This window comes from Hominisplanchenecus murintestinalis (assembly GCF_943193015.1).
GTDB lineage: Bacteria > Bacillota > Clostridia > Lachnospirales > Lachnospiraceae > Hominisplanchenecus_A > Hominisplanchenecus_A murintestinalis.
The window spans coordinates 156,866-172,788 of the sequence record NZ_CALPCM010000001.1; the positions used below are offsets into that span (position 1 = coordinate 156,866).

General features: G+C 43.4%; 22 protein-coding genes. 5 read left to right on the plus strand and 17 right to left on the minus strand.

Annotated features, from left to right (window positions below):
- The first annotated feature begins 59 nt into the window (after positions 1-59).
- Genes cdd through deoC form a run of 3 tightly spaced genes read left to right on the plus strand, consistent with a single transcriptional unit; the run spans position 60 to position 2,350 of the window.
- Positions 60-473 carry a cytidine deaminase gene (cdd, locus tag NFR99_RS00695; RefSeq protein ID WP_120480955.1) on the plus strand — a complete coding sequence of 138 codons (414 nt, stop codon included), beginning with the start codon at positions 60-62 and terminating at the stop codon, positions 471-473.
- Complete coding sequence (locus NFR99_RS00700) at positions 470-1,669, plus strand: phosphopentomutase (protein WP_251352199.1); 1,200 nt, start codon at positions 470-472, stop codon at positions 1,667-1,669. The genes cdd and NFR99_RS00700 overlap by 4 nt, the downstream gene beginning before the upstream one ends.
- A 21-nt stretch (positions 1,670-1,690) precedes the next feature.
- Positions 1,691-2,350: a deoxyribose-phosphate aldolase gene (gene deoC / locus NFR99_RS00705; protein WP_120480953.1), complete on the plus strand. Its 660-nt coding sequence runs from the start codon at positions 1,691-1,693 to the stop codon at positions 2,348-2,350.
- A gap of 83 nt (positions 2,351-2,433) precedes the next feature.
- Here deoC and NFR99_RS00710 read toward each other — a convergent pair whose 3' ends face one another.
- A complete protein-coding gene (locus NFR99_RS00710; protein ID WP_251352201.1) occupies positions 2,434-3,489 on the minus strand; it encodes a tyrosine-type recombinase/integrase in 1,056 nt (351 codons plus the stop codon).
- A gap of 195 nt (positions 3,490-3,684) precedes the next feature.
- On the opposite strand from NFR99_RS00710, the gene NFR99_RS00715 reads away from it, so the two are divergent.
- On the plus strand, positions 3,685-4,641 hold the full coding sequence (locus NFR99_RS00715; RefSeq protein WP_251352203.1) for a C39 family peptidase: 957 nt from the start codon (positions 3,685-3,687) through the stop codon (positions 4,639-4,641).
- 44 nt (positions 4,642-4,685) lie between these two features.
- On the opposite strand, the gene NFR99_RS00720 is transcribed toward NFR99_RS00715, so the two are convergent.
- Both NFR99_RS00720 and NFR99_RS00725 read right to left on the minus strand, forming a co-directional pair.
- Complete coding sequence (locus NFR99_RS00720; protein WP_120481350.1) at positions 4,686-4,916, minus strand: hypothetical protein; 231 nt, start codon at positions 4,914-4,916, stop codon at positions 4,686-4,688.
- Between the two features lie 116 nt (positions 4,917-5,032).
- On the minus strand, positions 5,033-5,389 hold the full coding sequence (locus NFR99_RS00725) for a hypothetical protein (RefSeq protein WP_120481349.1): 357 nt from the start codon (positions 5,387-5,389) through the stop codon (positions 5,033-5,035).
- 304 nt (positions 5,390-5,693) lie between these two features.
- Here NFR99_RS00725 and lexA point away from each other — a divergent pair, with 304 nt between their 5' ends.
- A complete protein-coding gene (gene lexA / locus NFR99_RS00730; protein WP_120481348.1) occupies positions 5,694-6,311 on the plus strand; it encodes a transcriptional repressor LexA in 618 nt (205 codons plus the stop codon).
- Between the two features lie 85 nt (positions 6,312-6,396).
- Here lexA and NFR99_RS00735 read toward each other — a convergent pair whose 3' ends face one another.
- The 14 genes from NFR99_RS00735 to NFR99_RS00800 form a co-directional block, all read right to left on the minus strand.
- Positions 6,397-6,876 carry a COG2426 family protein gene (locus NFR99_RS00735; RefSeq protein WP_243126507.1) on the minus strand — a complete coding sequence of 160 codons (480 nt, stop codon included), beginning with the start codon at positions 6,874-6,876 and terminating at the stop codon, positions 6,397-6,399.
- Position 6,877: 1 nt separating this feature from the next.
- Complete coding sequence (locus tag NFR99_RS00740) at positions 6,878-7,342, minus strand: HEPN domain-containing protein (protein WP_120481346.1); 465 nt, start codon at positions 7,340-7,342, stop codon at positions 6,878-6,880.
- A gap of 1 nt (position 7,343) precedes the next feature.
- A complete protein-coding gene (locus NFR99_RS00745; RefSeq protein ID WP_120481345.1) occupies positions 7,344-7,667 on the minus strand; it encodes a nucleotidyltransferase family protein in 324 nt (107 codons plus the stop codon).
- A gap of 37 nt (positions 7,668-7,704) precedes the next feature.
- A complete protein-coding gene (gene rsfS, locus NFR99_RS00750) occupies positions 7,705-8,058 on the minus strand; it encodes a ribosome silencing factor (RefSeq protein ID WP_120481344.1) in 354 nt (117 codons plus the stop codon).
- Between the two features lie 10 nt (positions 8,059-8,068).
- The gene (gene yqeK, locus NFR99_RS00755) at positions 8,069-8,680 is read right to left on the minus strand and encodes a bis(5'-nucleosyl)-tetraphosphatase (symmetrical) YqeK (RefSeq protein ID WP_120481343.1); all 612 of its coding nucleotides are present in this window, start codon (positions 8,678-8,680) and stop codon (positions 8,069-8,071) included.
- 84 nt (positions 8,681-8,764) lie between these two features.
- Positions 8,765-9,388: a nicotinate-nucleotide adenylyltransferase gene (nadD, locus tag NFR99_RS00760; RefSeq protein WP_135974804.1), complete on the minus strand. Its 624-nt coding sequence runs from the start codon at positions 9,386-9,388 to the stop codon at positions 8,765-8,767.
- 14 nt (positions 9,389-9,402) lie between these two features.
- Positions 9,403-9,696, minus strand: a complete 294-nt coding sequence (yhbY, locus tag NFR99_RS00765) for a ribosome assembly RNA-binding protein YhbY (RefSeq protein WP_120481341.1) — start codon at positions 9,694-9,696, stop codon at positions 9,403-9,405.
- 20 nt (positions 9,697-9,716) lie between these two features.
- Entirely contained in the window at positions 9,717-11,009 is a 1,293-nt protein-coding gene (gene obgE / locus NFR99_RS00770; protein WP_120481340.1) for a GTPase ObgE, read from the minus strand.
- A gap of 59 nt (positions 11,010-11,068) precedes the next feature.
- Positions 11,069-11,353 (minus strand): 50S ribosomal protein L27, encoded by a 285-nt coding sequence (rpmA, locus tag NFR99_RS00775; RefSeq protein ID WP_120481339.1) that lies wholly within the window; start codon positions 11,351-11,353, stop codon positions 11,069-11,071.
- A gap of 3 nt (positions 11,354-11,356) precedes the next feature.
- Positions 11,357-11,677 carry a ribosomal-processing cysteine protease Prp gene (locus NFR99_RS00780; protein WP_120481338.1) on the minus strand — a complete coding sequence of 107 codons (321 nt, stop codon included), beginning with the start codon at positions 11,675-11,677 and terminating at the stop codon, positions 11,357-11,359.
- A gap of 5 nt (positions 11,678-11,682) precedes the next feature.
- Complete coding sequence (rplU, locus tag NFR99_RS00785; protein WP_120481337.1) at positions 11,683-11,988, minus strand: 50S ribosomal protein L21; 306 nt, start codon at positions 11,986-11,988, stop codon at positions 11,683-11,685.
- A gap of 119 nt (positions 11,989-12,107) precedes the next feature.
- Positions 12,108-13,301: a ribonuclease E/G gene (locus NFR99_RS00790; protein WP_251352205.1), complete on the minus strand. Its 1,194-nt coding sequence runs from the start codon at positions 13,299-13,301 to the stop codon at positions 12,108-12,110.
- Complete coding sequence (locus tag NFR99_RS00795) at positions 13,291-13,983, minus strand: TIGR03936 family radical SAM-associated protein (RefSeq protein ID WP_251352207.1); 693 nt, start codon at positions 13,981-13,983, stop codon at positions 13,291-13,293. The genes NFR99_RS00790 and NFR99_RS00795 overlap by 11 nt, the downstream gene beginning before the upstream one ends.
- Positions 13,973-15,832: a TIGR03960 family B12-binding radical SAM protein gene (locus NFR99_RS00800; protein ID WP_251352209.1), complete on the minus strand. Its 1,860-nt coding sequence runs from the start codon at positions 15,830-15,832 to the stop codon at positions 13,973-13,975. The genes NFR99_RS00795 and NFR99_RS00800 overlap by 11 nt, the downstream gene beginning before the upstream one ends.
- Between the last annotated feature and the right edge of the window lie 91 nt (positions 15,833-15,923).

Sequence of the window (15,923 nt, forward strand, 5' to 3'; positions counted from 1 at the left end):
ATGGAGACAAGTTTACATAATATAATTATGTAAACTTGTCTTGGGATTTGAGGTGGCAGATGACAGAACAAAAATTGATAAAAATAGCATTAGAGGCAAGGAGGTTTTCTTATTCTCCATATTCCGGCTTTCAAGTGGGAGCGGCTTTGTTGTCTTGTTCCGGAAAGGTATACACGGGATGCAATATTGAAAATGCAGCATTTTCCCCTTCAAACTGTGCAGAAAGAACTGCATTTTTCAAGGCGGTGAGTGAAGGTGTTACGGAATTTTCCGCGATTGCAATCGTGGGTGGAAAGGCCGGAGAAACGGCAGATAACTTCTGTGCCCCTTGTGGGGTGTGCCGCCAGGTTATGGCAGAATTCTGTGCTCCGGAAACCTTTCGGATTCTTCTGGGAAAAGAAAATCTGGAGTATAAAGAGTATACCTTGGGAGAAATTCTTCCCCAGGGATTTGGGAAAGGTGATATTTCATGAGAAAATATAAAAGAATTTTTGTAGTGGTACTGGATTCACTGGGAGTCGGTGCGATGCCGGATGCAGCAGAATACGGGGATGCCGGCGTAAATACTTTAGGGCATATCGCGTCATACAGATATCAGAAAAAGAAGGCGCTGAACATTCCTAATCTCTGGAAATTGGGAATTGCTAACCTGACGGCGTTGGAGGGCATGGAACCATGCAAAAGCCCTGTGGGATATTATGGACTTATGCAGGAGACCAGCTGCGGCAAGGACACGATGACAGGGCATTGGGAAATGATGGGGCTGAATACGACAGTACCTTTCCTCACCTTTCCTAATGGTTTTCCGAAAGAGCTGATTACAGAATTAGAAAAATTTACGGGACGGAAAATCATTGGAAACAAAAGTGCGAGCGGTACAGAAATCCTGGAGGAACTGGGAGAGGAAGAGATAGAGAAAGGACATCTGATTGTCTATACTTCTGCAGATTCAGTCCTGCAGATTTGCGGGAATGAGGATATCATGGGGGTGGAAACACTTTACAGATACTGTGAGGCTGCCAGAGATTTGACTATGAAGCCGGAGTGGATGGTAGGAAGGGTAATTGCAAGACCTTATGTGGGAAAGAAAAAGGGTGAGTTTAAGAGAACGGCAAACAGGCATGATTATGCGCTGAAGCCTTTTGGGAGAACTGTTTTAAATGCTCTTAAGGATGCAGGGCTGGATGTGATTTCTGTTGGAAAAATCAATGACATTTTTGGCGGAGAGGGCATTACAGAAGCATATAAGTCAAAAAGTTCCGTACAGGGTATGGAGCAAACGATAGAGCTTGCTTCCAGAGAGTTTGAGGGAATCTGTTTTACGAATCTGGTGGATTTTGATGCGCTGTGGGGACACAGAAGAAACCCGGAAGGCTATGCCTGTGAACTGGAGCGTTTCGATGAGAAGCTTGCATTGCTTTTGGCTGCGCTTTGTGAGGAGGATTTGCTGATACTGACAGCTGATCATGGGAATGATCCTGTTCATACGGGAACTGACCATACCAGAGAAAAAGTACCGTTTTTAGCGTGGTCGCCGTCTATGACGAGGGCAGGCATGCTGCCGGAAAGCCCGGATTTTGCCCGTATAGGGGCGACAGCAGCAGAGAATTTCGAAGTTCCGATGCCAGAGGGGACGATAGGAAATTCTTGCTTAGAAGAGCTTTGCTAAGAGAAATAAGGAGAAAATAAGATGGAGCAAACGTATATTTTGAGCAAGGTAGACCATACGCTGTTATCACCGGCAGCGACTTGGGCACAGATAAAAAAACTGTGTGATGATGCGGTGGAATTTCATACTGCTTCTGTATGTATCCCTCCAACATTTGTGAAGCAGGCAGCTGAGTATCTTAGAGGACGATTGGCAGTCTGCACAGTTATTGGGTTTCCGACAGGATATCATACCACAGCCGTGAAGGTTTTAGAGGCTCGGGAAGCCGTCAAAAACGGCGCGCAGGAACTTGACATGGTCATTAACCTGGGATGGGTGAAAGAAGGGCAGTATGGCCGGATAAAAGAGGAAATCCAGGCAGTGAAGGAGGCATGTGGAGAACGTGTACTAAAGGTCATAATCGAAACTTGCCTGCTTACAGAAGATGAGAAAATCGCTTTGTGCAAGGTGGTGTCAGAAACGGATGCGGATTATATCAAAACATCTACTGGATTTTCTACAAATGGCGCGATGCCGGAAGATGTGGCGCTGCTGCGGAAATATACAGCAGATGAAAAAAAAGTAAAAGCGGCAGGAGGGATTTCATCTTTCGCCGATGCAGAAAAATTTATTGAACTTGGAGCTGAAAGGCTGGGAACCAGCCGGCTGGTGAGAGAAGCTAAGGGAAGTATAAGTGTTTGATTGGTACAGGGCGTGTTTGAAAATAGATCTTTGCAGATGCAGGCCGGCATTTACAGGAATAAATTATCAAACACGCCCAAAGTTTAGATACCTCGCAGTTTGACGGCAGAGGCAGCTTTCCGTCTGCGCTCTTCATCCATAGCAGCATAATGTTTCTTTGTAGTGTTGACGTCTTTATGCCCGAGGACATCTGCCACCAGATATATATCTCCTGTCTCTTTATAGAGTGTTGTGCCGTAAGTGCTGCGCAATTTGTGGGGAGTTATCTTTTTTGTGGTAGTGATTTCACGGGCGTATTTTTTTACAAGGTTTTCTACAGCTTTTACTCCAATGCGCTTTCTTTGGGTGGAATAGAAAAGAGCATTTTCATTTCCGACAACAGGAGTGATATTACTGCGTGCTTCCATGTAGTTTTTTAGGGCTTCTTCCACCTCATCGCCAAAGTAAACAATCATTTCATTTCCGCCTTTGCGGACAACACGGATTCCATTATTCTTAAAGTCAACATCTTGTATATCCAGCCCTACACATTCAGATACGCGGATTCCGGTTCCGAGCAGAAGCGTAACGATAGCCAAATCACGGAGTTTGGTCTTTTCCCAGTAAATTTTTTTCTGTCCTGTAAGGTGATCCCCGCAATGTTCAATATAGTCCAAGAGTGCCGCAGATTCATCCACATCCAGACGGACGATTGTTTTGTCGTGGAGCTTTGGCATATCCACCAAGAGAGTGGGATTGCTGGTGATAAACTGATGTTTATAGTAATAAGCATAAAAACTGCGGAGCGCTGACATTTTTCGTTTCAGTCCCCGTTCTCCATTTGTCAAATGTTTATCCTTTGATTCATATAGTTTTAGGTATTCTTGATATTCCTCAATATCTTCGGCGCCGAGCTGTTCCAGGATGCCGATGTTTAATGCAGTAATATCCTTTCCTTTTAATAGGGGATTATTTTCCATTAAAAAGCGGAAAAACACCCGGATATCGTAGGCATAGGCAATCCGCGTACTGGTAGAAGTAGTAGGTTCCATTGCGCGGAAGTAGTTTCTGCAAAAAGCCGGAAGAGTTTGCAGGATATCTCTCAGTTTCAGTGTATTTTCCATGTCTGTCTGTTCATGATATGTGATGTCTTTTCCCATAATAAATTCTCCTGATAGCATTGTTTTTGAGGCTGATTTGGTACTTTATACTAGTATAACAAAAAAAGCAGAAGGATGCAAAATTTTGTTGTAATTGTGATTCTGCGAAATTAGTGGTATAATGTCGACATGAGGACGAATAATAGACGAAAAAATAAAAAATTAAAAAAAATAGTATTGATGCTGCAGTGCATTGTGATAACAGCAGGCGTTATTTGTGTAGCCCTGATCTGTACACAGGAGATTATAGAACATGCAGCAGTAGCAGAAACGGATGCTTTTGCAGAGAGTTATGCGGATTCGGAGCAGCTTGCAGAAATATCTAAAGAGTCAGAAACGAACGTTTTACAGGATACGGAACAGTCAGAATATACAGAGGAAACGGAAGCTTCCGAAAGTAAACGAATGGAAACACAAGCCGTGCCGGAAACAGAGGTTTTGGAAAAAACATCCGAAGAAAAGAGAAATGAAGTTTTAGCGAATAGATATCGTTATCCTGAGAAGATTCTTGGAATGATGGATAAAAATATGGAAACCGTGGATTTTGTATATGATTACCTGGAAAAAAGAGGACATGTGTATACAAGCCAATTGGATTTGGATAAGGATATCAAACCAGGGGAAATCCCTCTGTTGATTCAGTGGGATGAACGTTGGGGCTATGGTCAGTATGGCGAAAATATTGTGGCCACAAGCGGATGCGGTCCCACATGTATGGCAATGGTTATCGCAGGGCTGACCGGAAATACTACAGTTACACCATATACGCTGGCTGTCTATAGTGAGGAACACGGTTATCTGACCGATGATGGGAATACCATTTGGAGCTTTATTACGGAAGGCGGCAAAGAATTTGGGGTACAGGGACAGACGATTTCATTAAATGAAGAAACTGTCACCGAAACTTTAATGGAGGGAAATCCAATCATATGCAGCGTAGGCCCCGGCGACTTTACTGATAATGGACATTTTATTGTACTTGTAGGCTGTAAAGACGGAAAGATAAAAGTCAATGATCCATATAGCTATGCCAACAGTGAAAAGCTGTGGGAATTTGAGGTACTGCAGCCACAGATAAAAAATCTGTGGAAAATGTCCAAATATGAAACAGATGAAGCCAATCTATTCGAAAAACATGTGTTTCTGGAATAGATATATCAGACATAAGAAAAGATGGCTTGCTGCTCTTGTCGGGTTTATTCTTCAAATTCAGCAGTGACAATGAATCCACGGGGCGTGTCTTCAATGCTGACAATCGTGCCCTCTTTGGACTTGATACGGTTGTTTCCTTTAAAACATCCGGACATAGCGACGGCGGGTTCAATGATATAGCTGTAATTCATATTTGTCTGGATTTCTGTAATTTCGATTTTTTGCCCCGGCTGAACTAAGTTGGGGCGTTCCATTTTAAATTTTTCCTGGCGCATAAAGTATTCCTTTCATATGGACTTGATTTATGAAGAGCTGTCAAATACAGCTCTTTCTATAAATCAAGTATAGCAGAAAAATAATGGACAGACCAGAGTATCTTTGGATAATTTCGTCAGGTATTCGGCAATTCGGTTTCTGTGGAATAATAAGGGACAAGGAGACGCTGCCCATAAAGGATATTGCAGCCGTTGATGGAATTGATTTCCTTTACTTCCCGGATATATTCATAGACGCTTCCGTATTCTTCGCTCATATAAATATTTGCGATGTCCCACAGGGTTTCATTTGCAGCTATTCTTATAATTTTGTAATGTTTATAGCTGGTTCGCTGCGGTTTGGATGCACTGACAATACATCTGCCGCAGGCAAGCCCTAAAAGAAAGACGCCTGTCATAACTGCCGCAAAAAGTATTTTTCGTTTTCTTCTCTCTTTTCTTCTTTCTAATTGCCGTATTCTTCTCTCATTCATTTGTGAGTACCTCCCCAATCTATACAGTTCGAATTCAATTTCTATGTTTAAATTTTTTATAGAATATTTGTTCCGAACTTTCGTTTGATTTATTATAACGTACAAACACGCGTTTGTCAAGCAAAAATGCGAACAAATTTTCTGAACTTCTGTTTGCAATTTTAATTAAGATGTGTTATCATAATAGAAAATAAAGTTTTTAAATTTTACTTTTGGCAGAGTTGCCTGGTATAAAACGCTTACGGAAAGAAACAACAAAGAAAGGAAAAGGCTTTTTATAAGATTAAGAAAGCTTGGTAAGATTATGGGAAATGGTAAAATTTCAAAGAAACAGGAAGAAATCCTGGAATATATTAAGAGTGAAATTATTAATAGGGGTTTTCCGCCGGCAGTCCGCGATATTTGCGAAGCCGTAGGATTGAAATCAACGTCTTCCGTACATTCTCATCTGGAGACATTAGAAAAAAACGGTTATATTCGGCGTGATCCGTCAAAGCCCCGGGCGATTGAAATACTGGATGATAATTTCAATATGCTGCGGAGAGAGATGGTAAATGTCCCGGTTTTGGGGCGTGTTGCCGCCGGACAGCCGATTTTGGCTGAAGAAAATATTGAAAGTTATTTTCCTATCCCGGCAGAATTTATCCCTGACACAGATGCGTTTATGCTGAAAGTGAAAGGTGACAGCATGGTTAATGCAGGTATTTTTGAAAACGACAGGCTGCTTGTCAAATGTCAGAAAACGGCTGAAAACGGCGATATGGTTGTTGCTTTGATTGATGATTCTGCTACCGTAAAGACTTATTATAAAGAAGACGGGCATTATCGTTTACAGCCGGAGAATGATACGATGGAGCCTATCATCGTAGACCATATGGACGTATTGGGAAAGGTCATCGGCGTATTCCGTTTTTTGATTTAGAGTTTTCTGCAAAAATAGGAGGCTGTTTCATTCAGCCTCCTTAAATTTTTTACTTTTATATGAGTATTGCGCTTCTCTCTCACCTTTATGAAAATACAGCGCCTATGGCCCCGAATAATCCGGCGCTGGCAGCTGCCATGATAATTCCTGCAAGCAGCACGCCGCACATAACAGCGATGATACTTGTCTTAAAGTCCATATCCAGCAGGCTGGCAGCAAGAGTTCCTGTCCAGGCGCCTGTTCCGGGCAGTGGGATTCCTACAAAAAGCAACAGTGCGATTGGAAGTCCCTTTCCAGCTTTTGCTTTAAGCTTCTCTCCGCCTTTATGTCCTTTTTCCAGACAGAAACGAAAGAATTTTCCTATAATTGGCTTGTCCGCTCCCCATTCCAGAACCTTGCGTGCAAAAAGGAAAATAATCGGTACAGGAAGCATGTTTGCAATGACTGCAATCACATAGGACTGCGCCAAAGGCAGACCAAATCCAGTTGCATAAGGGATTGCGCCGCGCAGCTCAATCAGCGGAACCATTGATATCAGAAAAACTATAAAATATTTTTTTAACACGTCATAAGCCTCCTGTTTTTTGTTGTTCATCCAAATATGTGCTTTGACAAATATATCTCTCTTCTACTTCTTGGCAAGGCAAATTATATTTGGCTCTTAAAGAATGGACAGCATCTATTACGGCATACATGATTTCCAGACACTCATCACACTCTTCTCGTGTAACTGTGACAAAATTGTCTCCAGGATATTTCGCGTCAAAATACAAATCTTTCAACATAGACAGGCTGCCTTTGTCCAAAATAAAATCAGGTTCGATTTTATGAATCTCTGTATAGAGCGCTCTGAGATTGTGGGTGTGCATAAGTTTTTCCACGCCAACACATACTCGCTCCGCAACGGATTTCAACATCTTTTCAGCAACTTGCTGGGCATTTACCGCAATGTTATTGTAATAAGGGGTGTTCAGCGTTACCTGCAAATATAGCAGGTCATTGATGGCTACATCGTAATAGTCATTTTTCATCTCACGCAACCCTCCTGTAATCTTTACGGATATTTGTCATAAAGCGGCTGTCACTGTTCTGAAAACTGTCTGGTGTTATCCAAACAATATCGACATTCAATTCTTCAGCATCTTCTCTGAGGGAGCCGCTGACTTTTAGCCCCGGTCTGTAATCAGTAATAATACAGAGATCAATATCACTGGCAGCAACATAGTCATTCCTTGCGTAACTGCCAAAAACACCTATTTCCGAGTATCGAATACCATAAGATTCTATTAAGTACAGAACACGTTCTAATCGCTTTCTAAAGTCGTTTTCAACAATCTTTGATACCTGTGCCGTCATAAATTCTACCTCAAATTTTTAACACGGTGCTGTGTTCTTATTCTGCCAGCGCTTCTACTGCAATATTTTTCCCATCCCTCCAGATTCTTTCTAAATCGTAAAAAAGACGGTTTTCTTCATCAAATATGTGTACGATGACATCACGGTAATCCATAAGAATCCAGTTTGCTGTCTGGTAGCCTTCGATTTGCTTCGGTGTGACATCGGCTTTTCCGAGAAGTTCTTCTACATTGTCAGCCATGGCTTGTACTTGATTGTAATTGGTTCCGCTGGCGATGATAAAGTAATCTGCCAACACAGAGACTTCTTCAATATTGATAACTTTGATATCTTCTGCTTTTTTTTCTTCTAATGCATGGCAAACCAGCTTTGCCATTTCTTTTGAATTCATATGCATCCTCCTATTCTTTGGGCATAGATTCCGAAAACTTACAGTTTGTTATTACGTTGGTAAAGTATTCATAGGCAGTCTGTGTCATGGGATCAATACCTTTTCCTTTTTTTTCTAAGTAATCCAGGGTATCCCTCAGTATTACATACATGGCCTGGTCAATATTTTGGAATGCCAGGGTACGGATTTCTTCAAGGTTCGGCGCCGTGTTCCTATGGGGTTCTATATAATCCGCAATATATACGATTTTTTCCAAAAGAGCCATGTCAGCCCGCCCAGTGGTATGGAAAGCAATGGCGTCCAGAATCTCCTCTTCTGCCACTCCATATTTCTCACGGGCAAGGTATGCTCCTACTTTTGCATGGAGCAAAAATGGGTTGTCCTCCTCTGACTTGCTAATGGAGATACTGTTTTGTTGGCAGATTTTTATCTTTTTTGTATCGGAAACACACTTTGCACAGTCATGAAGAAGACCTGCAGTCTGTGCTTTTTCCATGTCATATCCGTAACGCATCGCCAGAGCAGCGCAGGTGTAGCGTACCCCCAGCGTATGTTCATAACGGTCCTCATCTAATTTTTTTTTCAATTTGTGCTGTATTTTTTTTAAATGGTAGCGCCCCATATCTTACCTCCTAAAGCTTTGGCATATGGTCTGATATCATCCATACGAAAGTATTTTGCGTGGCTTATGCAAAGATATGCGCATTTATGAGCTGTAAAGATGATGAGTATAAATATATTTTGCCACATCGCTTGGCATATAATATCTAAGGGAACGCCGCTGGCTGATATGCTCCCGGAGAGCTTCGGAAGAAATTTCGATGTTGGGCGTATCCAGTTTTTGTATTTGTCCGTGGTATTTTTCTGTAAGATATGCAATCTGGGAATCCATGTCTTTTGTTCTTACGTCATTCCGCACAGCAACTAAAATTGTACATAAGTCGCAGATTCCCTGCGGCTCTTTCCAGCTCTCAAATGCAAAAAGGGAATCTGCTCCCATAATAAAATAGTAATCTGTGTCAGGATTTTCACGGGTAAGGCGCGCCAGGGTTTCTCTTGTATAAGTGTAGCCGTTCTCATGGGTTTCTTCTAATGACAGGACAAAATGAGGATTGTCTGCGATAGCCAGCGCTACCATGTCAATCCTCTCCTGCGTAGAAGCCCGCCCGTTCCGCTCTTTTTTGTGGGGCGGGTTACCGGAAGGCATAAACAGCACGCAGTCCAGTCCAAACTGCTGATAGGCATTTTCTCCCAATATCAGATGTCCGATATGGATGGGGTCAAAAGTGCCTCCCATAATTCCTACTCTTCTGCGGGAATCTTTACTCATAATTTTTCCTCACTTTACAGTGGCAGCATGATTTTTTTCTTGTCCCCTTTGCCGGGTTTGTATAGGACAATTTTCTTGCCGATAACTTGTACAACCTGGGAACGGGTGCGTTCAGCTACTATTTCAGCCAATGCTTTAGGATCATCCAGACAGTTTTTTAGTACGTTTAGTTTAATCAGTTCCCGGGCTTCCAGTGCTTCGGAAATTGCGTGTGTAATTTCCGGAGTCAGACTTCCTTTTCCAATCTGAAAAATGGGTTCCATAGTCATTGCCAGGCTTTTCAGATAGGCTCTCTGTTTGCTTGTCATGTTTTTCCCTCGTTTCTATCTTACTTATAATAATCAAACGCCAGTCCGTACATGCGGACAGTGTCGCCTTCCTGAATGCCTGCTGTTTCCAGCTCATCCAGGATTCCTGTTTCTTTTAAGAATTTCTGGAAAAAAGCAAAGCCTTTTTCAGAATCAAGATTTGTATAACCCAGCATTTTTTCTATCTTGGGCCCCTCGACAATATAAGTATTCTCTTCTTCGGTTGATTTTTCTACCGTATAAGGCAGATTACTGTCGATTGCCATATCTTCCGGAAAGAATTCTTGCTCGAATACTACTGTTTCCTGTGGGAGATTGTCCAAAATTTCCCGTACCTGGTATAAAAGTTCTTTTAGTCCTTTGCCGCTGACGGCGGAAATGGCGAATACTTTTACTCCCTTTGGCTCAAACTCATCCCGGATACGCTGAATCGGATCCTCGTCTCCAACATAAAGAGCATCAATTTTGTTGGCGGCAATGACCTGTGGACGTTCGGCGATTTCAGGATTGTATGCCCGCAGCTCTTCGTTAATTTTATAAATGTCGTCAACAGGGTCACGGCCTTCGGTGGATGCTGCATCTACCATGTGGATGATGACCCTGGTACGTTCGATGTGGCGGAGAAATTCGTGTCCCAGTCCGACGCCTTCGGAAGCGCCTTCAATCAGTCCGGGGATATCTGCAATGATAAATCCCCTTCCCCCCTCCAAGTCTACAACGCCCAGATTCGGGTTAAGGGTTGTAAAATGGTAGTTCGCGATTTTGGGCTGTGCATTTGTTACACGGGAAAGCAAGGTGGATTTTCCTACATTCGGAAATCCTACAAGCCCTACATCCGCAATCACTTTCAGCTCCAGGTTTACCCAGAGCTCCCGGGCGCTTTGGCCTGGCTGGGCATATTTGGGCGCCTGCATCGTTGCTGTAGCATAATGCATGTTTCCCTGGCCGCCTCTTCCACCCCTTAGGATGACCTGGCGGCTATTCCCGCCGGACATATCTGCAATTACTTTGCCTGATTCTGATTCTTTGATTATTGTTCCTTCAGGCACTTTCAGAATCAGGTCATTGCCGTTTTTTCCGTGGCAGCGTTTCTTGTTTCCCGGTTCACCGTCGCCGGCACAAAATTTTCCGCGGTGCCGGTAATCAGCGAGAGTCGTCATGCCTTTATCCACTTCAAAGATAATATCTCCGCCTTTTCCGCCGTCTCCGCCGTCAGGACCGCCTGCCGGAACGTACAGCTCCCGCCGGAAGCTTACATGGCCGTCTCCGCCTTTTCCTGAGCGGATAAAGATTTTGGCTCTGTCTGCAAACATACATAATCTCCTTCTATATAAAAGGGCTTCAAACCAAATTGATTTGAAGCCGCATCTGCTTACTCTGAAACCGGAACGATAGAAACCTGTTTCTTATCTCTTCCTTTTCTCTGGAATCTTACAACGCCGTCAACTAAAGCATATAAAGTATCATCGCCGCCGCGTCCAACATTAACGCCCGGATGAATCTTTGTTCCGCGCTGCCTGTAAAGAATATTTCCAGCCTTTACGAACTGTCCGTCAGCTCTCTTTGCTCCTAATCTTTTTGACTCAGAATCTCTGCCGTTCTTTGTAGAACCAACACCCTTTTTATGGGCAAAAATCTGAAGGTTCATTGTCATCATTGTCTACACCTCCTTGAATATCAGTTCAATATACTCATTACCGTAACTGTTTTGAATTTCCTGCAAACCCAGAATCATAGAATCCAGAAGCAGCGAAGTTTTCTCTGAAACCGTCCCCTCCAGAACTAACTCCACCAGCCCGTCCTCCTGTCGGACAGAAAAAGGATCGCCGGTAAATGTCTCAATGGAATTGATGGTATTTACAGTAAGTACAGATACTGCCGCACAGATGATATCGTATCCGTCATCTGCATACCCGGCATGTCCGCTAGAAAGAAACCCGCTGTATTGGTTTTCGATTTTATGAATCTCAATGGTAATCATATAGATTAACCGTTAATTTTTTCAATCTTAACCTGGGTGTACTGCTGCCTGTGACCGTTTTTCTTGTGATATCCGGTTTTTCTCTTGTACTTGTAAACAATTACTTTTTTTGCCTTAGCGTTCTTAACCACGCTGGCAGTTACTGTTGCGCCGGCTACATCAGCGCCGACTTTCAGTCCGTCATTGCTCACTGCAAGTACCTGGTCGAATGTTACAGTCTCACCTGCTTCCACTCCAAGCTTTTCTACGTTAATGATATCGCCTTCGGCTACTTTGTACTGTTTACCACCTGTTGCAATAATTGCGTACATATGGCACCTCCTATTATCATTACTCGCTAAATACGGTGGCTATCCTCCTATGGGCATAGCGCTTAAACCTCTTTAAGCGGCATCTTTTGTATTCTAGCATATTCTCCAAATTGCGTCAACTACTGATTTTGCTTTTTTATCCCTACCTGCTCTGCCAGGGATTTTCGCACTTTTTTTCGGGTAATTTCTACCAGGTTTAAAGCAGTCATGTCTACCAGAACGGTTTTTACCGGATCATGGCGCAGGAATTCCTTTAGCGTCTGCATCAGCGTTTCTTTATCTTCTGCGGCATTCATATTGATAAAGTCCACGACAATGATTCCTGACAGATTCCGGAGCCGCAGTTGTCTTGCAATTTCCTGTGCGGCTTCAAGATTTATTTTCAAAAAGGCGTCCTGCTTCTTCTTTTTACTTTCGTATTTGCCGGTATTTACGTCAATAACAGTCAGGGCTTCTGTAGGCTGAATTACAAGGTAAGCGCCGGATTTCAGCCATACATGTTCGCTCAGGGCATCTTTCAGCGCTTTTTCCAGGCAGTAAAGTTTGGAGAGTGGCAGCAGCTTGTCCTTGTACATGGAAAGCCTCGGCAAATCTTCCGGCTGCATAGTCTGTAGATACTCGTGCATTTGTCCATACAGCTTTTCATCGTCTGTCACAATGGACAGTCCGCTTCCATAAGTGTCGCGGAGCTGGGAAAGCCAGGGAGAGGCTGTTTGATAGATTTGGGTGAAGGCGCTCCGGTATTTTGCCTTTTCTATTGTATCTTCACAGAGAGAAATCAGGTAATCTGCTTCTTTCAAAACTTCATTTTCCCGGGCGTCTTTTGCATTTGTGCGGACGATGAATCCATATTTTCCCCCAGCAATTTCGCTAATCAGTGTTTTTAAACGGGTTCTTGTTTCACCGTCTAATTTTGCAGAAACTCCGATGCGCAGCGCTCCAGTGGTAAGCACTAGGTATTTTCCAGTGAAATTCAGGTTTGTGGTGAGTGAAGGCGGCTTTGTTTTGTGAGCTTCGCGGTTGACCTGAACCAGTACCTCATCTCCCGCCGTCATGGAGGGAGAATTGATTTTTTTTGTATAAACAGGCGTTTCGCAGTCGTTCAGCGGATAATAACACGGGAACCCTTTTTCAATCTCAATAAAAGCCGCTCCAATATTCTTGACTACTTTTTGCACCCGCCCGATATAAATATTTCCGAGAAGGGGCTGCTCTTCTTCTCCATAACAGGACAGGGCGCATACTTTCCCGTTTTCTGTCAGAGCCGTAAAAATCCGGCGGTCTTTTTTGACTACAATCAGTTTACTCTCCAATTTCTTCCCCCAGTTCTTCCAGCGATATCATATGTTCATCGTACAGGTCTATACGGTTGACCAGAAGGCTATAAGGTTCCTGCTCGGCACCAAGATAAGCAGAGAAAGCTTCCATTACCAGTTCTGGCTTTAAGTTACTGGCGCTGCCTGAGGACAAACGCATGAAAATTTTCCCGTTTTCCTGTAGGTGGAGTTCCTGAATCATTGGACGGATATCTACTTCTTTTTCGCTTTTTTTGCTTTTTTTCAGGATTAAGATAGCTGGAAGGGATGCAAATTCAGACAGCCGTTCTTTCCAGCCGGTACATGGTTCTTTTCCTTCGCGGAATGTGACGGTATAGTCGGCGAACGCTACCAGCGACATCGCATTGCTTGCTTTTCCTTCTGGAATTTTCCGGTAACTCAATACCTGCATTCCTTCAACCATAACCTGGTTCAGACGCCTGACGGCTTCCTTAGAAGAAATTGTCTCATTTACCTCGATATCCATATATTCTCCGTCGCTGGTCAATCCTACGCCAAGGGGGGATGCAAATGACATCACCATATGGGGGCTGAAACCTTCCGTAAAACGGATCGGAATCTCTGCCCTGCGGATAGCTTTCTGGAAATAGCGCATAATATCCAGATGGCCGATAAATTTCATAACGCCGTGTTTGGAAAATTTTATTCTAATCTTCATAGCACACACCACCTCCGTAAGATTTTGCGCCGCATCCGGAGCATCCCATACGGCAGTTTGGGGTTATCTGTCCTTTTTGCGCGCGCTCCCATTCATTCCACAGAAACTTCTTTGTCACGCCGCAGTCAATAAAATCCCAGGGCAGGATTTCAGATTTGTCCCGGTTTCTCATCGCATAGAAATCAGGGTCTATTCCTGCTTCTGCAAAGGAAGACATCCACAATTCGTTATCAAAATTTTCACCCCATGCATCATATAGGGAACCTTTTTTATAAGCGCGCAGGATAACTTTCCCAATTTTCCGGTCGCCTCTTGCAAGCACGCCCTCCAGCACGGATACATCGGCTTCATGCCAATTGTATTTGATACTTTTTTTGTTCAACTGTTCTTTTACTTCCTGATTAACAACTTTCGCTTTTCCGAGAAAGTCTTCTTTTGTATTCATAGGCGCCCACTGGAAAGGCGTAAACGGTTTAGGAATAAAAAAGGATGTGCTTACCGTAATCTGGCACTTGCCGTTCCGCTGCTCTTTTGGGATTTCATAATAGCGTCTGGCAACTTTGTCTGCCAGGCGCGCGATATCTTTCATATCCTCTTCTGTCTCTGTGGGAAGCCCCAGCATAAAGTATAGTTTTACCCGATTCCAGCCGCCTTCAAATGCCTGTCCGGCTCCGTTTAAGATAACTTCTTCGGTTAGTCCTTTGTTGATGACGTCGCGCAGTCTCTGAGAGCCGGCTTCCGGTGCAAAGGTCAGGCTGCTTTTGCGCACGTCCTGCACCTTGCTCATCACATCCAGGGAAAAGGCGTCAATGCGCAGGGACGGCAGCGAAACATTGATGCCCTGACCTTTAAATTCATCAATTAGGAAATTTACGATGCCTTCTAAATTTGAATAGTCACTGGAACTTAAAGAACTGAGGGAAATTTCTTCATGTCCCGTATTTTTCAGCATGTTCCGTGCAAAGTTTTTTAATACCGGCAAATCTTTCTCACGCAGGGGGCGGTAAATCATTCCCGCCTGGCAGAAACGGCATCCCCGGATACAGCCGCGCTGAATTTCCAGAACGACTCTGTCCTGTGTGGCCTTGATAAAAGGAACCACCGGAGCTTCCGGGTAATAGGTATCTGTCAGTTCCATAACAATTTGCTTTTCAATCCGTGCAGGGATATCTTCATAAATAGGTTCAAAGGAGGCGATGGTTCCATCCTCTTTGTAGGAAACCCGGTACATGGACGGCACATAGATTCCCGGAATCTTTGCAGCTTCATGCAGGAATGCTTTCCTGCCAAGTCTTTTCTGCTTATATTCCTTATATAAATCAATCAAATCAAAATAAACAGTCTCTCCTTCTCCGATATAGAAAATATCAAAGAAGTCAGCCAGAGGTTCCGGGTTGTAGGTACATGGGCCGCCTCCAATAACAATGGGCGCGTCTTCGTCCCGCTCTTTTGCCAACAGTGGAATCCCGCTCAAGTCCAGAACCTGCAAAATGTTGGTGTAACACATTTCGTATTGAATGGTAATTCCCAGAAAATCAAAGTCTGTGATGGGACTTTGGGATTCCAGGGCAAACAGGGGAATCTTCTTTTTGCGCATGAGTTTGTCCAAATCTGTCCAGGGAGAATATACTCTCTCACACCAGATATCATCACGCCTGTTTAGCATATCATAAATAATCTGTATCCCCAGATGCGACATACCGATTTCATATACGTCGGGAAAGCACATCGCGAAGCGCACGTCTACTTTGGAAGGGTCTTTCATCACGGAATTTACTTCATTGCCGATGTAACGGGCGGGCTTTTCGATTTGCAGTAATATTTCATCATTCAAAGTCAATTTTCTCATGTTGTTCCTTTCATTTATAAAAATACTGCTTTACATAGATGCTTTTCCTATTATATCAGAGATTCCCTCAAAAACCTATACCATAAAAAAT

Bases quoted from the DNA above. Each gene is read 5' to 3' on its own strand.
- rsfS (WP_120481344.1), bottom strand. From the start codon at position 8,058: ATGAATTCAAAAGAAATGGCAAAGCTGGTTTGCCATGCATTAGAAGAA.
- yhbY (WP_120481341.1), bottom strand. From the start codon at position 9,696: ATGACAAGCAAACAGAGAGCCTATCTGAAAAGCCTGGCAATGACTATG.
- rpmA (WP_120481339.1), bottom strand. From the start codon at position 11,353: ATGATGACAATGAACCTTCAGATTTTTGCCCATAAAAAGGGTGTTGGT.
- obgE (WP_120481340.1), bottom strand. From the start codon at position 11,009: ATGTTTGCAGACAGAGCCAAAATCTTTATCCGCTCAGGAAAAGGCGGA.
- NFR99_RS00700 (WP_251352199.1), top strand. From the start codon at position 470: ATGAGAAAATATAAAAGAATTTTTGTAGTGGTACTGGATTCACTGGGA.
- NFR99_RS00745 (WP_120481345.1), bottom strand. From the start codon at position 7,667: ATGACGGCACAGGTATCAAAGATTGTTGAAAACGACTTTAGAAAGCGA.
- NFR99_RS00795 (WP_251352207.1), bottom strand. From the start codon at position 13,983: ATGAAGATTAGAATAAAATTTTCCAAACACGGCGTTATGAAATTTATC.
- deoC (WP_120480953.1), top strand. From the start codon at position 1,691: ATGGAGCAAACGTATATTTTGAGCAAGGTAGACCATACGCTGTTATCA.
- NFR99_RS00780 (WP_120481338.1), bottom strand. From the start codon at position 11,677: ATGATTACCATTGAGATTCATAAAATCGAAAACCAATACAGCGGGTTT.
- NFR99_RS00710 (WP_251352201.1), bottom strand. From the start codon at position 3,489: ATGGGAAAAGACATCACATATCATGAACAGACAGACATGGAAAATACA.
- NFR99_RS00800 (WP_251352209.1), bottom strand. From the start codon at position 15,832: ATGAGAAAATTGACTTTGAATGATGAAATATTACTGCAAATCGAAAAG.
- cdd (WP_120480955.1), top strand. From the start codon at position 60: ATGACAGAACAAAAATTGATAAAAATAGCATTAGAGGCAAGGAGGTTT.
- yqeK (WP_120481343.1), bottom strand. From the start codon at position 8,680: ATGGGGCGCTACCATTTAAAAAAAATACAGCACAAATTGAAAAAAAAA.
- lexA (WP_120481348.1), top strand. From the start codon at position 5,694: ATGGGAAATGGTAAAATTTCAAAGAAACAGGAAGAAATCCTGGAATAT.
- NFR99_RS00720 (WP_120481350.1), bottom strand. From the start codon at position 4,916: ATGCGCCAGGAAAAATTTAAAATGGAACGCCCCAACTTAGTTCAGCCG.
- NFR99_RS00725 (WP_120481349.1), bottom strand. From the start codon at position 5,389: ATGAATGAGAGAAGAATACGGCAATTAGAAAGAAGAAAAGAGAGAAGA.
- NFR99_RS00740 (WP_120481346.1), bottom strand. From the start codon at position 7,342: ATGAAAAATGACTATTACGATGTAGCCATCAATGACCTGCTATATTTG.
- rplU (WP_120481337.1), bottom strand. From the start codon at position 11,988: ATGTACGCAATTATTGCAACAGGTGGTAAACAGTACAAAGTAGCCGAA.
- nadD (WP_135974804.1), bottom strand. From the start codon at position 9,388: ATGAGTAAAGATTCCCGCAGAAGAGTAGGAATTATGGGAGGCACTTTT.